This window comes from Amycolatopsis sp. cg5, from assembly GCF_041346955.1.
Taxonomy (GTDB): domain Bacteria; phylum Actinomycetota; class Actinomycetes; order Mycobacteriales; family Pseudonocardiaceae; genus Amycolatopsis.
In genome coordinates this window covers 6404917-6421570 of the sequence record NZ_CP166849.1, presented here as the reverse complement: position 1 = coordinate 6421570, position 16654 = coordinate 6404917, and the positions used below count along the sequence as shown (strand labels likewise).

The 16654-nt window shown below is 67.1% G+C and carries 14 protein-coding genes and 1 pseudogene; 9 read left to right on the top strand and 6 right to left on the bottom strand.

The window, feature by feature from the left end; genetic code table 11:
• Nucleotides 1-28: 28 nt before the first annotated feature.
• Nucleotides 29-1288, bottom strand: a complete 1260-nt coding sequence (locus tag AB5J62_RS28580) for a lysyl oxidase family protein (RefSeq protein WP_370943012.1) — start codon at nucleotides 1286-1288, stop codon at nucleotides 29-31.
• Nucleotides 1289-1430: 142 nt separating this feature from the next.
• Between AB5J62_RS28580 and AB5J62_RS28575 the strand changes: the two genes are divergently transcribed.
• The 3 genes and pseudogenes from AB5J62_RS28575 (at nucleotide 1431) to AB5J62_RS28565 (ending at nucleotide 3923) form a co-directional block, all read left to right on the top strand.
• Nucleotides 1431-2417 (top strand): MCE family protein, encoded by a 987-nt coding sequence (locus AB5J62_RS28575; protein ID WP_370943011.1) that lies wholly within the window; start codon nucleotides 1431-1433, stop codon nucleotides 2415-2417.
• Between the two features lie 149 nt (nucleotides 2418-2566).
• Nucleotides 2567-2857, top strand: a pseudogene (locus AB5J62_RS28570) (transposase domain-containing protein); the annotation flags it as partial.
• Complete coding sequence (locus tag AB5J62_RS28565; protein ID WP_370943010.1) at nucleotides 2808-3923, top strand: IS4 family transposase; 1116 nt, start codon at nucleotides 2808-2810, stop codon at nucleotides 3921-3923. The pseudogene AB5J62_RS28570 and the gene AB5J62_RS28565, both read left to right, overlap by 50 nt.
• Nucleotides 3924-4414: 491 nt before the next feature.
• Here the strand turns inward: AB5J62_RS28565 and AB5J62_RS28560 are convergent, their stop codons facing one another.
• Both AB5J62_RS28560 and AB5J62_RS28555 read right to left on the bottom strand, forming a co-directional pair.
• Nucleotides 4415-5650, bottom strand: a complete 1236-nt coding sequence (locus tag AB5J62_RS28560) for an MFS transporter (RefSeq protein WP_370943009.1) — start codon at nucleotides 5648-5650, stop codon at nucleotides 4415-4417.
• 22 nt (nucleotides 5651-5672) lie between these two features.
• Entirely contained in the window at nucleotides 5673-7604 is a 1932-nt protein-coding gene (locus tag AB5J62_RS28555) for a PEP/pyruvate-binding domain-containing protein (protein ID WP_370943008.1), read from the bottom strand.
• Between the two features lie 432 nt (nucleotides 7605-8036).
• Here AB5J62_RS28555 and AB5J62_RS28550 point away from each other — a divergent pair, with 432 nt between their 5' ends.
• The gene (locus tag AB5J62_RS28550) at nucleotides 8037-8507 is read left to right on the top strand and encodes a carboxymuconolactone decarboxylase family protein (RefSeq protein ID WP_370943007.1); all 471 of its coding nucleotides are present in this window, start codon (nucleotides 8037-8039) and stop codon (nucleotides 8505-8507) included.
• Here AB5J62_RS28550 and AB5J62_RS28545 read toward each other — a convergent pair.
• Entirely contained in the window at nucleotides 8483-9475 is a 993-nt protein-coding gene (locus tag AB5J62_RS28545; protein ID WP_370943006.1) for a helix-turn-helix transcriptional regulator, read from the bottom strand. The two genes, AB5J62_RS28550 and AB5J62_RS28545, sit on opposite strands and share 25 nt — an antisense overlap.
• Before the next feature lie 90 nt (nucleotides 9476-9565).
• Here AB5J62_RS28545 and AB5J62_RS28540 point away from each other — a divergent pair, with 90 nt between their 5' ends.
• Nucleotides 9566-9961 carry a RidA family protein gene (locus AB5J62_RS28540; RefSeq protein ID WP_370950366.1) on the top strand — a complete coding sequence of 132 codons (396 nt, stop codon included), beginning with the start codon at nucleotides 9566-9568 and terminating at the stop codon, nucleotides 9959-9961.
• Between the two features lie 82 nt (nucleotides 9962-10043).
• On the opposite strand, the gene eda is transcribed toward AB5J62_RS28540, so the two are convergent.
• Nucleotides 10044-10670, bottom strand: coding sequence for a bifunctional 4-hydroxy-2-oxoglutarate aldolase/2-dehydro-3-deoxy-phosphogluconate aldolase (eda, locus tag AB5J62_RS28535; protein ID WP_370943005.1), 627 nt, complete (start codon nucleotides 10668-10670; stop codon nucleotides 10044-10046).
• Complete coding sequence (gene edd, locus AB5J62_RS28530; RefSeq protein ID WP_370943004.1) at nucleotides 10667-12547, bottom strand: phosphogluconate dehydratase; 1881 nt, start codon at nucleotides 12545-12547, stop codon at nucleotides 10667-10669. The genes eda and edd overlap by 4 nt, the downstream gene beginning before the upstream one ends.
• Before the next feature lie 259 nt (nucleotides 12548-12806).
• On the opposite strand from edd, the gene AB5J62_RS28525 reads away from it, so the two are divergent.
• The 4 genes from AB5J62_RS28525 to AB5J62_RS28510 are packed head-to-tail and all read left to right on the top strand — an operon-like array spanning nucleotide 12807 to nucleotide 16637.
• Nucleotides 12807-13094 carry a hypothetical protein gene (locus AB5J62_RS28525; RefSeq protein WP_370943003.1) on the top strand — a complete coding sequence of 96 codons (288 nt, stop codon included), beginning with the start codon at nucleotides 12807-12809 and terminating at the stop codon, nucleotides 13092-13094.
• Entirely contained in the window at nucleotides 13091-13924 is an 834-nt protein-coding gene (locus AB5J62_RS28520; protein WP_091296294.1) for a hypothetical protein, read from the top strand. Before AB5J62_RS28525 ends, AB5J62_RS28520 begins: the two co-directional genes overlap by 4 nt.
• A gap of 47 nt (nucleotides 13925-13971) precedes the next feature.
• Nucleotides 13972-15891 (top strand): fumarate reductase/succinate dehydrogenase flavoprotein subunit, encoded by a 1920-nt coding sequence (locus AB5J62_RS28515; protein WP_370943002.1) that lies wholly within the window; start codon nucleotides 13972-13974, stop codon nucleotides 15889-15891.
• A complete protein-coding gene (locus AB5J62_RS28510) occupies nucleotides 15888-16637 on the top strand; it encodes a succinate dehydrogenase/fumarate reductase iron-sulfur subunit (protein ID WP_370943001.1) in 750 nt (249 codons plus the stop codon). The genes AB5J62_RS28515 and AB5J62_RS28510 overlap by 4 nt, the downstream gene beginning before the upstream one ends.
• The last annotated feature ends 17 nt before the right edge of the window (nucleotides 16638-16654 follow it).

Genomic DNA, 16654 nt, shown 5'->3' with positions numbered 1-16654 from the left:
CTCGCGGAGTAAAGCAGGCTTTATCCCGCTAGCAGAGGGCTGACTTGGTCCCCAAAGTGGCTTTCGGGCTCGGGGAGGTGAGGCCGGTGAGCGTGAGGGGGAGCCGGACGCAGTTGTTGGTGTCGCTCAGTTCGCGGACCTTGCCTGCCGGGTCGATGCGGGTGACCAAGGCGTACGCGCCGTCGGCCAGCGCGCTGACCTCGATCATCTGGTCCGGCAGGCCCCAGTAGTACTCGTCGGCCCAGCCACGCGAGATCCCGTTCTTGAACGCGTCGACGCCGGGCGGTGAGCCGGGCTCGGGGTCGAGGCAGCGGGGCGCCGGGTAGCTCTGGACTCCGTTGCCCTTCTTCGCCCACCACATCAACTCGGTGTCGGCCATGCAGAAGCCGTTCTTCTTGCCGACGGCCACCGGGGCCGTGCCGGTGGGCACGCCGTCGGGGCCCGCCGCCCACAGTTCCGAGACCGACCAGTCCTCGAAATGGTAGTGGTGGTGGATGGCGTGGTAGTGCATGTTCCCGACCGACGGGAGGTCCGTCGACGTGCCGTCCGAGCGGTAGATCCGTTGTGCGCCAGGGACTTCCTCCGGCCGCTGGCCCGCGGGTGTCTGGTAGCGGATGTCGACGGGTCCGTCGCCGACGTTGGCCATGGCCTGCCCGAAGCGCAGGCACCGTTTCGCGCCTTGGTCTTCGATCTCGCTCTTGAAGCAGGACTCGCCCGGCGCGGCGGAGTCGTCGAAGAACGGCGGCGGGGTTTCGAAGGTGGCGTAACGCTGAGGCAGCGCGAGCAGATCCGGCAGCAACTGCTTGACCTGCGGGTGGCGCGGGGTGTTCTCGTTCTCGAGAAGTCCTTCGTAGCGCACGGAATCCGAAGCGAGCTCCGGGACGAAGGGGTTGTAAAAGGCGTAGGCCGTGTAGCGCGCGCTCGTCTTCGGAAGCCATACCGAACGCGATGTGCCGATCTGGGCTTCGGAGATCGCGACGCGGCGGCTGCCTTGATAAACGACCAAGCCGAGGCTGTCGTCACTGGTCGCGCCGACAGTGCGGATCGCGAGTTCCACTCCTCCCGGCTTGTTACGCAGTGACCGCGGTAGCCGGACTTCGAGTTCCACCCGGCCGCAGCCGACTTTCGCGCACTCCGGAACGTCGTGGACCGGGGTGGTCCGGCCGACTTGGCCGATCCAGGAGACCGGGCGGTCCGAGGTGACGATGACCCGGGACGTGGCGGACGCGGGCGTCGCGAGCGGTGCGAGCAAAGCGAGTGCTGCCATGGCCGCATATGCGTTTCTCATGATTTCTTCCCCCGTTTTATTACTTGCCCACCTTTGATCTGAGTGACAGCGGCCGTTCTTGGCAATCCCGCGAACGGGTAGATCGTGCTCCGTTCGGGTGCGGCGGCTCGCCTTACCGGACGGGTACCTGGATAGTCGACGGATGATTTCTCCGTGGGGGCGCAGGCCGGTGACCACCGGCCTGGTCGGGATCACCGTGCTCGCACTCGGTGTGCTCGCCGCGCTGAACGTCGACGCGCTGCCGCTCGTCGGCGCGGGCACCATCTACAGCGCGGAATTCAGCGAGTCGGCCGGGTTGCGCACCGACAACGACGTGCGCGTCGCCGGGATCAAGGTCGGCAAGGTGGCCGACGTGAAGCTCGACGGCGACAAGGTGAAGGTGACCTTCCGCGTCAAGAACGTCTGGCTCGGCGACAAGACGATCGCCTACATCAAGATCAAAACCGTGCTGGGGCAACAGTTCCTGGCCTTGGACCCGCAAGGCGACGCCACGCTGGACCCCGGCGACCCGATTCCGCGCGAGCGCACCGTCGCGCCCTACGCGATGCTCGACGCGTTCCGCGACCTCACAACGACTGTCAACGACATCGACACCGCGCAGCTTGCCAAGAGCTTCGACACCATAGCCGCGACCTTCGCGAACACGCCCGACAACGTGCGCGGCGCGCTTAACGGCCTTTCTAAGCTTTCAGACACCCTCGCGTCGCGCGACAAACAACTGGGCCGGCTGCTGGCGAATACCCGTCAGGTAAGCCAGACACTCGTCGACCGAGACGCCCAGCTTGTCAAGCTCATGGAGGACGGCAACAAACTCCTCGACGAGGTGAGCAAGCGCAAGCAGGCGATCTCGCACCTGCTCGACGCCACGAAAGCGCTCGCGGTTCAGCTGAACGGTCTCATCGACGACAACGACAAGCAGCTCGAGCCGGTGCTCAAGCAGCTGGATCAGCTGACGTCGATGTTGAGCCGCAACCAGGATTCCCTGTCCGAAGGGATCGCCAGGTTCGCGCCGCTCGTCCGCCTGCTCACCGGGCTTTCCGGCAACGGCCGCTGGGTCGACGCCTACCTGTGCGGCCTGATCCTGCCCAGCATCGGCCCGCTCAACGAAGCAGGCTGCTTCGAGAAATGACCTCGTGAGTGGTACGGCCGGTTCTAACCCAATGCCGGGTAGTTAGGGCTGGGGTGGTGGTGTCAAGGTTGTGATGGGCGCGGCTCCTGGTAGAAGAGAAATCGACCAAGATCCGCTCTTCGCCAGGAGCCGCTGTGCCCGATTCTGCCATGCCCGACACCGTGTCCGCGTTCGCACCTGGGCATCTGGGTGCGTTGACCGATTACGTTCCGCCGCAGGTCATCGATGAGATTCTTGCCCAGACCCGCCGAACCCAGCGGCGGGTGCGGTTGCTGCCCGCCCGTGTGGTGGTGTATTTCGTGCTGGCGCTGACGTTGTTTCCCGGCCGGGGATACGGCGGAGTGTTCGACACGATGACCTCGGGACTGGACATCGCGGTCCGGTCGCCGGGTGCCGCGGCGCTGCGGGCAGCGCGTGCCCGCCTCGGGGTGGCGCCGCTGCGAGCGTTGTGGGACTGGGCCTGCGGCCCGGTCGCCACCCGCGCCGACGCTCGGGCCTGGTACCGGGGCTGGCGGCTGCTCGCCTGGGACGGCACCACTCTGGACGTGCCCGACACCGAGGACAACGCCCGCCTGTTCGGGCTCGCGGGCGGGAAAGCCCGGCCCGTCCGGCTACCGCAAACTTCAGCTGCTGGGCCTGGTGGAATGCGGCACCCGCGCGTTCCTCGGCGCTGTGTTCTCCAGCACCGCGAACGGGGAAACCACCCTCGCCACACGGTTGCTGGACAAACTCACCCCCGGCGTCCTGCTGCTGGGCGACCGCAACTTCTACACATGGCCGCTCTGGCACGCCGCGGCCACGACCGGAGCGGACCTGTTGTGGCGCGCCACATCCAACGCCAACCTGCCTAGCGACCAGACATGCCCCGACGGCTCCTACCTGTCCCGGTTCCCGAACCGCAAGCATTACCGCCACCAGCCGGACCCACGGCCGGTGCGCGTGATCACCGCGATGATCACCATCACCACCGCCGACGGCAACACCCGCCACGAGCACTACCAGCTGATCACCACCATCCTCGACCACCACGCCGCACCCGCCGCGGACCTGATCGACCTCTACCTGCGCCGCTGGGACATCGAACGCGCCTTCTACTCCTGGAAAGTGCTGCAAAAAGGCCCCGGACGGGTCCTGCGCTCACGCACCCACACCGGGATCGAGCAAGAGGTCTACGCCTACCTGACCACCTACCAACTGCTACGGCGCTTCGCCCAGGACAGCGCCGACACCGCCGACGTCGACATCAACCGCGTGTCCTTCACCCTCGCGCTGACCACCATCACCGACAGCATCATCAGCCACCGCGGAGCCACCCCCGACCACCGCCACACACACGCTACACACCGAGCAACCCGCAGACTCAACCCACAACACCACAGGTCACGGCAATGCCCCCGAGCACGGAAACGACCCACCTCACCATTCCCATCCAAACGCCCGGGAACACCACCATCACAAAAAGTCACCTACACAACCACCGTCTTGACACCACACCCCACGCCCTAACTACCCGGCATTGGGTTCTAACCGGCGAAAACACTCACGACCCCCGCTCGGCTGTCCCGTTCGCGGCAGGGTCGTGGTCGGGCGTGGGTGAGGGCCTACTCCGCTCGGATTCGTGCGGTGGGGGCCTGGTTGGTCCGTATATGCGGGTGAGGGAGGCCCTGACCCACTCGGCTCGGGTGAGGGAGGCCCTGACCGGCTCGGCTCGGGTGAGGGAGGCCCTCACTCGCGCCGACCGTGTATGAAGGCTCCCTTCATCCAGGTTCGACCGTATGAGGGGAGCCTTCATACGGCTATGCGGGATGAAGGGAGCCTTCATCCAGAGTTGGCTGTATGAGGGAGCCTTCATACAGCTGTGCGGGATGAAGGGAGCCTTCATACAAAACGGTCGCGGTGAGGGAGGCCGTCACCCGAGCCGAGCGGCCAAGAGTCAAAGCCGAGCCGGGGCTGAAGGGCATCCCGCAGCGCCTGGGTCGTGAGTGGTACGGCCGGTTCTAACCGGCGATACCACTCACGACCCGCTTGCGGCGGCGGACGAGGAGGAGCAGCGCGCCGAGCAGGCCCATGAGCGTGCAGGTCACGATCGCCGACAGCAGCAGGAACGCGTTCAGCTCACCGGCCGCGAGGTAGGCGCCGAGCGCCACCGCGACCAGCGCGCACACCGCCCTGTCGATGATCGACTCCATCGACAGCAGCGTCGCGCGGTACTTCGAGTCCGGGATCGCGTCGTTGAGCAGCTGCTTCTGGACCGGGAACGAGATGCCGGTCGCCACCGCGAAGACGCACAGCAGCACGACGGTGGCCATCGCGGGCACGGCGACGATGAAACCGAGGCACAGCGCCATCACGATGGTCAGCAGGAACACCGCGCCCGCCGGGCCGACCGCGCGGCGCAGGCGGTGGGGGCGGGCCGCGCCGAGCGCTTCGAAGATCGTCATGGCCGCGAGCACCGCGCCGTACCAGTCGACGGCGACGTGCTTGGACTCCAGGATCGGCTGGAACAGGTTGACCTGGCAGATCCGGACCAGCGTGAACATCGCGATGCCCTGCACCATCAACAGCATCAGCCAGCGCGAGGACCGCAGCGCCGCGAAGGCGCCGCCGACACCGGCGATCAGCGATGCCGTCTTGTCGCGGTTGACGCGTCCGCCGGGGATCGGCGGGAGCTTGAGGGCCATCAGGACGGCGATGCCCGCGTTGATCGCGGTGATCCAGTACGGCGAGGACATGCTCCACTGCATGAGCAGGCCGATGACCGGCCAGAACACGATCTTGCCGACCAGGCTGTACGACCGCCCGACGCCTTCGACCTTGAGGTACAGCGAGCCAGCGCCGTGGGCGTGCAGGTACTCGTAGAGGTACGCGCTCTGCGCGCCCGAGATGAGCGAGCGCGCCAGCGCGATGAGCAGGAAGTGGATCAGGAATCCCGCGTAGGAACCGAGGAACACCGGGACCAGGTTCGCCGCGACCAGCACTGACGCGCCCGCGACCAGCGAGGTCCGGTAGTCGAACCGGTCGGCGATCATCCCGGTCGGGATCTCCAGCAGGCAGAACGCGATGTAGTAGATGCTCTGGATGCCGAAGATCTCGGCGTCGCTCATCCCGAGCTGTTTCTGGTAGCTGTAGAAGATCGGCACCCACAGCAGCAGCCCGAAGAAGAACTGGAAACCGTAGGTCAGCCGCACGGCCCGGCGTACTTCCGGGTTCGCGGGCAGGCGGAGGCCCAGCATGAAGTGCTCCTAGAGAAAGGCGTCAGACCGAGTAAGGACGTAGCTGGACGATGTGGATGGTGTCCTCGTCGGCGAGCCACTCGATGTCGACAGGGGAGTCGAAGGTGTAGTCGGGGGAGAAGTGCGACTGCAGCAGGCGGCCGGTGACGGCGAGCCGCTGCAGCTGCTCCTTGGCGCGCTCGCCGAGGTCCTCCTTGGCGTCGCCGAGCGACATGGTGCGGCCGCCGCCCTCCACGGTGTTGTAGAGGTACTGCATCGGCTGCTTCGAGCCGTCGACCACGTCGGTCACCTGCGGCGACACGTTGACGTAGACGTTGCGGAAGTCGTTGCGGTTCAAGGGATTGCTGGTCACCAGCACGCCACCGAAGTCGGCGGCGACCTGCTCCTGGATCACCACGCCCATGAAGCACTCGTCGAGCGAGATGCCCGCCTGCTGGCGCAACCGGACGCTGCGCACCGACACCAGCGAGGCCCAGACCTCCTTGATGCTGGTCAGGATCTTCTCGGCGGTGGTCACGTGGTTGATCGACTCGTAGATCCCGGCGGCGGAGAACCCGGCCAGGTCCTCGGCGTTGGACGAGCTGCGCACGACGAACGCGCGCACGCCGGCGAGCTGCGCGATCAGCGCGTCGTCGATCTCGGAGACCAGGTCGGCGGGCATGCGGGCGCCGCGGATGAGCTGCTGCAGTTCGACGCAGAGCGGCTCGACCTCGCGGGCGTCGAGCTCCAGCGCCATCTTGAGCTTGCCGATGGCCTGCTGGATCCGCGGCGAGGACTCGAGGAACCGCTGCTGGACCGAGAACGGCAGCGCGACGCCGCGCGGCACGCGGACGTGCTCGCTGAGCAGCTTGCGTGACGCGGACGCCAGGTCCGAGCCCTCGGGCGCGCCGAGGAGCTTTCCGAGATACGGGAGCAGGTTGTCGCGCGGCGGGCGGGGGACCTGGAAGAAGCCGAGCAGCCGCTGCGAACCCTTGGCCAGCACGTAGTGCAGCTCGCCGAGGTTCGCGGCCTTGGTGCCGTAGCGGTGGTGGTCGCGGTAGCGCAGCTCGTTCAGCGCGGCGATCGGGGTGTTCTCGGATTCGGGCTCGTCGAGCACGATCCGCTGCGCGTACCAAGCCGGGCGCTGGCTCGCCGAAGCCGGCTCGTCGACCAGGCGCAGGCTGACCGTCGGGTTGCCGTCGTCGACCTCGTACTCGACCCACTGGCCGTTGAGGTTCTCCCGCTCGATCAGGTCGAACACGCCGATCTGGATGGCGTTGGGGATCTGCCAGCCGGTGGCCAGCACGTTGGTGTGCGACAACGGCGTGGTGTGGTGCGCGTTGATGATCCCGGCGAGGCGCGGGATGTCGTCGGGCACCCGGTGCATGACGATGATGTCGTGCCATTCCAGCGTCGCGGCGCGGTACTCGGCCTCGTCGCGGAACGCGCGCAGGCGGCCGGTGGTGACCCCGCTGTTCAGCGGCACGAATTGGGAACTGGAGAACAGCTCGTGCGCGAGAATGCGCGGCAGCGCGGTCGGCGACAATTCCAGGATGGACCGCTCCTGGAGGTGGTTCGCGGGCTTGAACAGCAGCGGGAGCGCGTCGTCGAGATTCGCACGGACGAATTCGTAGAAATACGTGATCATCTCGGCGGACATGGTGTCGACCTCGACGGTCTCCAGGGAGAACACCCGCCATTCCTGGCCGGTTTCCTCGTCCTGCCTGGTGTGCAGCGCGAGAATGCCGAGATAGAAGCGCCGGTCGGCGTCGTGGTAGAACCGCTGGTTGAACTCGTCGATCCGCGCGGCCATGCGGTCCTGGGAAATACCGAGGATCTGCTCGCCGATGTAGAGGGCGTGGAACGAGTGCCTGGCGTTGTTCAGGAAGTGGATCGTGGAGTTCTCGCGGTCGACGACGACCTTGACGAAGGCGTATCCGCCGAGGCTTCCCGAAAGCCCGTTGAATGCTGTCAAGGTCAACTTCTCGCCGACCAGAGCGGCCACGCTCTCCGTATCCTGAACGGTGGCAACCGCGTTGTTGTCCGACACCCGGAATTCTCCTCGCTTGGTTAGCAGCGAAGAGGGAGATTAACAGGTTTATCTAGTTTTGATAACACCGTCGCGACGCCGCTCGCGCCGATGCACGTTCACTTGAGCTAAACCTGATGTTCATTATGACCGGGACCTCACTCCGATGGTCTAAACCTGGCCCGAACATCCATTCCGCGAGACTTCGATCCCATCGTTCGGTCGCGAACGACCCGGATGCCGCATCTTTCGGCCCGGCGTGACATTCCTTACTTATGTCTCACGCCTCCGTGACGCAGGTCACTCGCGAGGCTGTCACAAATCGAGGGGTCCGACCCGTCAACGCTGTGTATCCGTCACCACGGCAAGGAGAACATCATGGAAGCCCGCCTGAACGTCTTCGCCAACCCCGTCGCAGGCAAGTTCATGAAGTACATCAACTCCGCGGGCAAGGTGCTGGCCGACTCGGGACTGCCGCACGCCACCCAGGAGCTCGTGAAGATCCGCGCCAGCCAGATCAACGGCTGCGGGTTCTGCCTCGACATGCACACCAAGGAGGCCGCGCACGCCGGTGAGACCGCGCAGCGCCTGCACATGGTCGCGGGCTGGCGCGAGGCCAAGGTCTTCACCGATGCCGAGCGTGCCGCGCTGGAGCTGACCGAGCAGGCCACCCGCGTCGCCGACTCCGCCGGCGTCAGCGACGAGGTCTGGGCCAACGCCGCCAAGCACTACGACGAGGACCAGCTCGTGGCGCTGACCGGCCTGATCGCGCTGATCAACGCCTACAACCGGATCAACGTCACCGTTCAGCAGCCCGCCGGTGACTACGAAGTCGGCATGTTCGGCTGAACCACCCCGTAGCAGGACGCGACCGCGGCGGCGCGGTCGCGCAACGAGGTGCGCAGCCAGAGCGGGGCAAGAGCTTCCGCCTGCGTGCCGAGTTGCCACAAGGCCCATTCGGCGTGTCTCGGATCTTGGAAGGTCACGTCGAGCCGCAGCCAGCCGTCCGCGCCGGCTTCCTCGGCGTGGACGGCTAGCGCGGTCGTCACCAGTTCTTCGCGCCGCGCCGGGTGCACTCTGACCAGCACGGCGACCTGGTCGCCGCCGGTGCGGAACCGGGTGCTGCGGTCCTGCCAGGCACGATCCAGATCGACGCGGTCGGGTCGCTCCGCGGGTTCGTCGAGTTCTTCGGCGGCCGTGATCCTCGCCAGCCGGTAGGTGCGGTCCTCGCCGGACCTCGTGGCCAGCAGATAACCCTGACCGCGCACGGTGACCAGGCCGATCGGATCCACGGTGCGCCACTTCGGGGCCTGGTCGACGGCCGCGTACCGGATGCGCAGCTTGTGCCCCGAGAAGACCGCGCGGCGGACCTCGGTCACCACGGCGTCGGGCACCTCTTCGGCGTCCACCCGGCGGGAGAGCAGGTCGATCTCCGGGTCGACAAGCAACCGCCGCGCCGCTCCCGCCGCGGTGTCCCGGTAACCCTCCGGCAGCGCGTCGACCACCTTCAGCACGGCCGAAGCGAGCGCCGAGCCGAGGCCGAACACCTGCGCGCCCCGCCGCGAACCGGCGACCAGCAGCGCGAGCGCCTCGTCGTGACTCAGCCCGGTGAGTTCGGTCTGAAAACCGGGCAGCAGAGCGAAACCGCCGTTCCTGCCGCGCTCGGCGTAGACCGGAACGCCCGCCGCGGACAACGCTTCGATGTCACGCAGCACGGTGCGGGTGGACACTTCCAGCTCGCGGGCGAGCGCGGTCGCGGACAGCCGCCCGCGCTGGCGCAAGAGCAGCACCAGCGAGACCAACCGGTCGGCGCGCATGCGGCGAAATCTACCGGAATACACGACACAGGATGTCGTATATAGGTTGCGAGGCTTGCTGCCACTGAACCGAATGGAGCTGAAGTGGCAGTGGAGAGAACGGCCGTCAACCCGGTCACGTGGTCGGCGGAGCTGGGATTCAATCAGGGCGAGCTGGTGTCCGGGCACACCCGCACGTTGTACTGCTCGGGGCAGACCGCGATGAGCGGCGAGGGCAAGCCCGAGTGCGAAGGCGACATGGCGGGCCAGGTGACGCTGAGCCTCGACAACCTCGACGCCGTGCTCGCCGAGGCGGGCATGTCGCTCGCGAACCTGGTGCGCCTCAACGTCTACACGACCGACGTCGACCTGCTCTTCCAGCACTACGGCGTGCTGGCCGCGCGGCTGGGCGCGGCCGGCGTCGCGCCGTCCACCACGATGCTCGGCGTGACGCGCCTGGCGATCCCAGGCCAGCTCGTCGAGCTCGAAGGCACCGCCGTCGGCTAAAAGGCCGGGATAAAGCGGGCTTTACTCCCGGGGATAAAGCCTGCTTTATCCCCGGGAGTTTAGCGGGCTTTATCCCGGGTTCTCAGTCGCGGAGGGAGGAGGCTTCGCGCGCGAAGGCTTCGATGCGCGCGAAGTCCTTGGCGGCCAAGGCATCCTTGGGGGTGAGCCAGGAGCCGCCGATGCAGCCGACGTTGGGCAGCGCCAGGTACGTCGGCGCGGTCTTGACGGTGATGCCGCCGGTCGGGCAGAAGCGCAGGCCGGGCAACGGGCCGCCGATCGACTTCAGGTAGTCGACGCCGCCGCTCGCTTCCGCGGGGAAGAACTTCAGCGCCGTCACGCCGCGCTCGGCCAGTCGCATCGCTTCGGACACCGTGCTCGCGCCGGGGAGGAACGGCAGCCCGGTGTCGAAGCAGGCGTCGAGCACCTGGTCGGTGACGCCCGGTGTGACCAGGAACGAGGCGCCCGCGTCCGCAGCCTGCTTCGCGTGGTCGGGCGCGGTGACCGTGCCCGCGCCGATGACGATGTCGGGGACCTCGTTCGCCACCCGCTCGATCGAGGCGAGCGCGACCGGCGTCCGCAGCGTCAGCTCGATCACCCTGATCCCGCCCGCGAGCAGCGCGCTGGCCACCGGCACCGCGTCGTCCACATCGGACACCACGACGACGGGCATCACGGGGGACAGGTCGAGCAGGTCCGCTCCGGTGCTCACTTAACCTCCAACATGTTCGTGTGTACTGGCGTGCCGAAATGTTCGGGCGTCAGCGGCCCGAACACACCGGCGCCCTGGTCGGCGGGGCCGACCGCGCGGCGCAGGATGCCGAACAGCTCGCGCCCGGTGCCGACCCAGGATGCCTCGTCGGGCGGCCCGTCCACCAGTTCACGCTCCGCGAGCACATGATCGCTCACCAGTGCCTCGAGCACGCCAGAGTCCGCGTCGAGCCGGATCAGGTCGCCGTCCGCGATCTTCGCGAGCGGGCCACCGGCCGCCGCCTCCGGGGTCAGCTGGATCGCGGCGGGCACCTTGCCGGACGCGCCGGACATGCGGCCGTCGGTGAGCAGCGCGACCTGGTGACCGCGGTCCATCAGCACGCCGAGCGCGGGGATCAGCTTGTGCAGCTCGGGCATCCCGTTGGCGCGCGGGCCCTGGTTGCGGACGACGACCACGACGTCGCGGTTCAGCTCGCCCGCCTTGAACGCCTCGGTGAACGCCTCCTGCGTGGTGAACACGCGCGCGGGCGCCTCGACCTTGCGACGGTCCGAAGCCACCGCCGAGACCTTGATCACCGCGCGGCCGAGGTTGCCGGAAACCATGCGCAGCCCGCCGTCCGAGGCGAACGGCCGCCACGCCGGGCGCAGCACGTCCTCGTCGAGACTGTGCGTCGGCACGTCACGCCAGATCAGCTCGCCGTCGTCGAGGATCGGCTCCTGGCGGTAGCGGTTCAGCCCGTCCCCGACGACCGTGCGGACGTCTTCGTGCAGCAGCCCGGCGTCGAGCAGCGTGCCGACGAGGAACTGGATCCCGCCCGCCGCGTGGAAGTGGTTGATGTCGGCGCTGCCGTTCGGGTACACCCGCGCCAGCAGCGGGACGACGGCCGACAGATCGGTGAAGTCGTCCCAGGTCAGCTGAATGCCCGCGGCGGCCGCGATGGCGACCAGGTGCATCGTGTGGTTGGTCGAGCCACCTGTGGCCAGCAGCGAGATCACGCCGTTGACCACGGACTTCTCGTCGATGACCCGGCCGAGCGGGGTGTACTCCTCGCCGCGCGCGATGGTGACCGCACGGCGGCCCGCCTCTTCGGTCAGCGCGCGGCGCAAGGCGGTGCGAGGCTGCACGAAGCTCGCGCCGGGCAGGTGCAGGCCCATCACCTCGACGACCATCTGGTTCGAGTTGGCCGTGCCGTAGAAGGTGCAGGTGCCGACGGAGTGATACGACGCGGCCTCGGCGTCGAGCAGCTCTTCGCGCGTCGCGAGGCCCTCGGCGTACAGCTGGCGGACGCGGGCCTTCTCCTTGTTCGGCAGGCCGCTTTCCATCGGACCGGCCGGGACCAGGATCGCGGGCAGGTGCCCGAACGACAGCGCGCCGATCAGCAGGCCGGGCACGATCTTGTCGCAGACGCCCAGCAGCAGCGTCGAGTCGAACATGTCGTGGGACAGCGCGATCGCGGTCGACATCGCGATCACCTCGCGGCTGAACATGGACAGCTCCATGCCGGCGCGGCCCTGGGTGACGCCGTCGCACATGGCGGGCACGCCGCCGGCGAACTGGGCGACGCCGCCGTTGCCGGCCGCGGCCTTCTTCAGCCAGGCCGGGTACTCGCCGAGCGGCTGGTGCGCGGACAGCATTTCGTTGTAGGAGGACACGATCGCGACGTTCGGCTTGCGCAGCGCGCGCAACGCGTCGCGGTCGACGCCCTCGACGGCGGCGAAGCCGTGTGCCAGGTTGCTGCACGCGAGCCCGCGGCGCTGGGGCCCTTCGGCGTAGGCGGCGTCGATGCGTTCGAGATAGGCGGAGCGCGTCGCTGCGCTCCGCTCGGCGATACGCGCCGTGACGTCCGCGATGACAGGATGGATTCGGGAACTGCTCATGGAACTCTCCGCATCGGATCACTTCTGTGGTGGTCCGGCGGACGGCGCCTTTGGCGTCGCGCACGGTCGTGAAAGACGGTCGTGACAACGCACACAGTACCTGCCAGGAAAGATCGAGTCAAAATCGATTCAGAACGCCCGGAAACGTGACCCCGATCACGTCCCGGCTCGCCCGTGTGCTACTTGTCACACTGCACAACGCAGTGCAGAGTCGGTATAGCGCTCAGGCGCCTGCAGCGAACTGATTATCGGAGGCACGATGTCCACCACAGAGATCGCGGAACTTCGCCGCACCATCGGGCAACTCAGGCAGTGTGTCGGCACGCTCCGCGCTCGCTACGGCGACGCTTCGGCCGTGCGCAGGCTCGCGAACGACGTCGAACGGCTCGACATCGACGCCGCGGACATGGACTCGTGTGAACCCTCCGTTCCCACCCAGAGCAAGTCGGAGGAACGAGTCAAAGTGCCGGACACCCCATATGACCCCTCACTGTGGCATGGAGCCGATGACGAAGGCGTCGGCGGCTACAAGCGCGATCAGGCGTGAGCGCCCCCGCCGGCAACGAGGCCGGCCGAGTGGGCACCGGGGTACACGCGCCGACCCGCGCGAAGATCCCCTGGCGCACGCTGCGCACGGACCGATGGTGGCTCCCGCCCCTGCTCACCACGCTGGGGCTGGCCACCTTCGTCGTTTACGCGACGATCAGGTCCTTTGTGCGCACGGCGTACTGGGTCCCCGAATACCACTATCTGACCCCGTTCTATTCCCCGTGCCTCAGTGAGTCCTGTGTGCCGGGGTCGAGCCATTTCGGCACCCCGTTCGGCGAACTGCCGGGATTCATCCCACTCGGTTTCGTCGTGCTGCCGTTCCTGCTCGGCTTCCGGCTCACCTGCTACTACTACCGCAAGGCCTACTACCGCTCGATCTGGTTGTCCCCGCCCGCCTGCGCGGTCGCGGAACCGCACGCGAAGTACACCGGAGAGACCCGGCTGCCGTTGATCATCCAGAACGCCCACCGCTACTTCTTCTACGCGGCCGTGGTCGTCTCCGTGATCAACACCTACGACGCGATCACCGCGTTCCACGGTTCGACCGGCGGTTTCGGGTTCGGCCTCGGCAACATCATTTTGCTGGGCAACGTGATCCTGTTGTGGGCGTACACGCTTTCCTGCCACTCGTGCCGGCACGTCACCGGCGGCAGGCTGAAGCATTTCTCCAAGCACCCGGTCCGGTACTGGATCTGGACGAAGGTCAGCGCGCTCAACACGCGCCACATGGCACTCGCCTGGACCACGCTCGGCACGCTCACGTTGACCGACCTCTACGTGATGCTGGTCGCCAGTGGAGCGCTGACGGATCTGCGGTTCATCAATTGATTTCTTTTCTGACAACGGCGTCAAAGCGCTTTGAGGTGGCTTTTTAAATGACCGAAGTGGAACGGCTCAATTACGACGTCGTGGTGATCGGTGCCGGTGGCGCCGGGCTGCGCGCGGTCATCGAAGCCAGGGAACGCGGCTACAGCGTCGCGGTGGTGTGCAAGTCGCTGTTCGGCAAGGCGCACACGGTCATGGCCGAGGGCGGCTGCGCGGCCTCGATGGGCAACGCGAACTCGAACGACAACTGGCAGGTGCACTTCCGCGACACCATGCGCGGCGGGAAGTTCCTCAACAACTGGCGGATGGCCGAGCTGCACGCCAGGGAGGCGCCCGACCGAGTCTGGGAGCTGGAGACCTACGGCGCGCTGTTCGACCGCACCGCCGACGGCCGGATCAGCCAGCGCAACTTCGGCGGCCACACCTACCCGAGGCTCGCGCACGTCGGTGACCGGACCGGCCTCGAGCTGATCCGCACCATGCAGCAGAAGATCGTTTCGCTGCAGCAGGAGGACTTCAAGGAGACGGGCGACTACGAAGCCCGGATCAAGGTGTTCGCCGAGTGCACGATCACCGAGCTGCTCACCGACGACGGCCGGATCTCCGGCGCTTTCGGCTACTGGCGCGAAAGCGGCAGGTTCATCCTGTTCGAGACGCCAGCCGTGGTGCTCGCGACCGGCGGTATCGGCAAGTCGTTCAAGGTGACCTCGAACTCGTGGGAGTACACGGGTGACGGGCACGCGCTGGCGCTGCGCGCCGGCGCGAACCTGATCAACATGGAGTTCATCCAGTTCCACCCGACGGGCATGGTCTGGCCGCCCTCGGTGAAGGGGATCCTGGTCACCGAAGGCGTGCGCGGCGACGGTGGTGTCCTCAAGAACACCGAGGACAAGCGCTTCATGTTCGAGTACGTGCCCGAGGTCTTCAAGGGGCAGTACGCGGAGACCGAGGAAGAGGCCGACCGCTGGTACACCGACCAGGAGGAGAACCGGCGCACGCCGGACCTGCTCCCGCGTGACGAGGTCGCCCGCGCGATCAACTCGGAGGTCAAGGCGGGCCGGGGATCGCCGCACGGCGGTGTGTTCCTCGACATCGCCTCGCGCCTGCCCGCCGAGGAGATCAAGAAGCGGCTTCCGTCGATGTACCACCAGTTCAAGGAGCTGGCCGACGTCGACATCACCAAGGAGCCGATGGAGGTCGGGCCCACCTGCCACTACGTGATGGGCGGGATCGAGGTCGACCCGGACACCGCGGCGGCCAGCGTTCCCGGGCTCTTCGCGGCGGGCGAGTGCTCCGGCGGCATGCACGGCTCCAACCGGCTCGGCGGCAACTCGCTGTCGGACCTGCTGGTGTTCGGCAGGCGCGCCGGCCTCGGCGCGGCGTCCTATGTGGGCGGTCTCGAGAAGCGCCCGGTGGCGCGTCAGTCCGATGTGGACGCTGCGGCGAAGATGGCGCTCGCGCCGTTCGACCCGCCCGCAGACGGCGTCGAAGAGAACCCGTACACCCTGCACACCGAGATGCAGCAGTCGATGAACGACCTGGTCGGCATCATCCGCAAGGCGGAGGAGATCGAGCAGGCGCTGGTCAAGCTGGAAGAGATCCGCGCGCGGGTGCTGCGCGTGGTCGTCGAAGGCCACCGGCAGTTCAACCCCGGCTGGCACCTCGCCGTCGACCTGCGCAACATGCTGCTCGTCAGCGAATGCGTCGCGAAGGCGGCGCTGGCGCGCACGGAAAGCCGTGGCGGGCACACCCGCGACGACTTCCCGGCCATGGACTCGACCTGGCGCAACACGTTGCTCGTCTGCAGCGCGTCCGACGGTGACAACCCGGTGGTGCCGGACGTGACCGTCACCCCGAAGCCGCAGCTGCCCATGCGTGAGGACCTGCTGGAGCTCTTCGAGCTTTCCGAGGTGGCGAAGTACTACACCGACGAAGAGCTGGCCGCGCACCCCGGAAGGACCGAGAAATGAGCTACAAGGCGAGCTTCCGGGTCTGGCGAGGCGACTCCGACGACGGCGAGCTGCAGGACTACAAGGTCGAGGTCAACGAGGGCGAGGTCGTGCTGGACATCCTGCACCGGCTGCAGGCCACGCAGACCCCCGACCTCGCGGTCCGGTGGAACTGCAAGGCCGGCAAGTGCGGATCCTGCTCGGCGGAGATCAACGGCAAGCCGCGCCTGCTGTGCATGACGCGGATGTCGACCTTCACCGAGGACGAGGTCATCACGGTGACCCCGATGCGCACCTTCCCGGTGATCAGGGACCTGGTGACGGACGTTTCGTTCAACTACACCAAGGCCCGCGAGATCCCGTCGTTCACCCCGCCGCCGGACCTGAAGCCCGGCGAGTACCGGATGCAGCAGGTGGACGTCGAGCGCTCGCAGGAGTTCCGCAAGTGCATCGAGTGCTTCCTGTGCCAGAACACCTGTCACGTGGTGCGCGACCACGAGGAGAACAAGGAGAACTTCGCGGGCCCGCGGTACCTGATGCGGATCGCGGAGCTCGAGATGCACCCCTTGGACGTCGCGGACCGTCGTGACGAGGCGCAGGAGGAACACGGCCTCGGCTACTGCAACATCACCAAGTGCTGCAGCGATGTGTGCCCCGAGGGCATCCACATCACGGACAACGCGCTCATTCCGATGAAGGAGCGCGTCGCCGACCGCAAGTACGACCCCATCGTCTGGCTCGGCAACAAGCTTTTCCGACGGGGTTAACGGACTCGTGAGTGGTA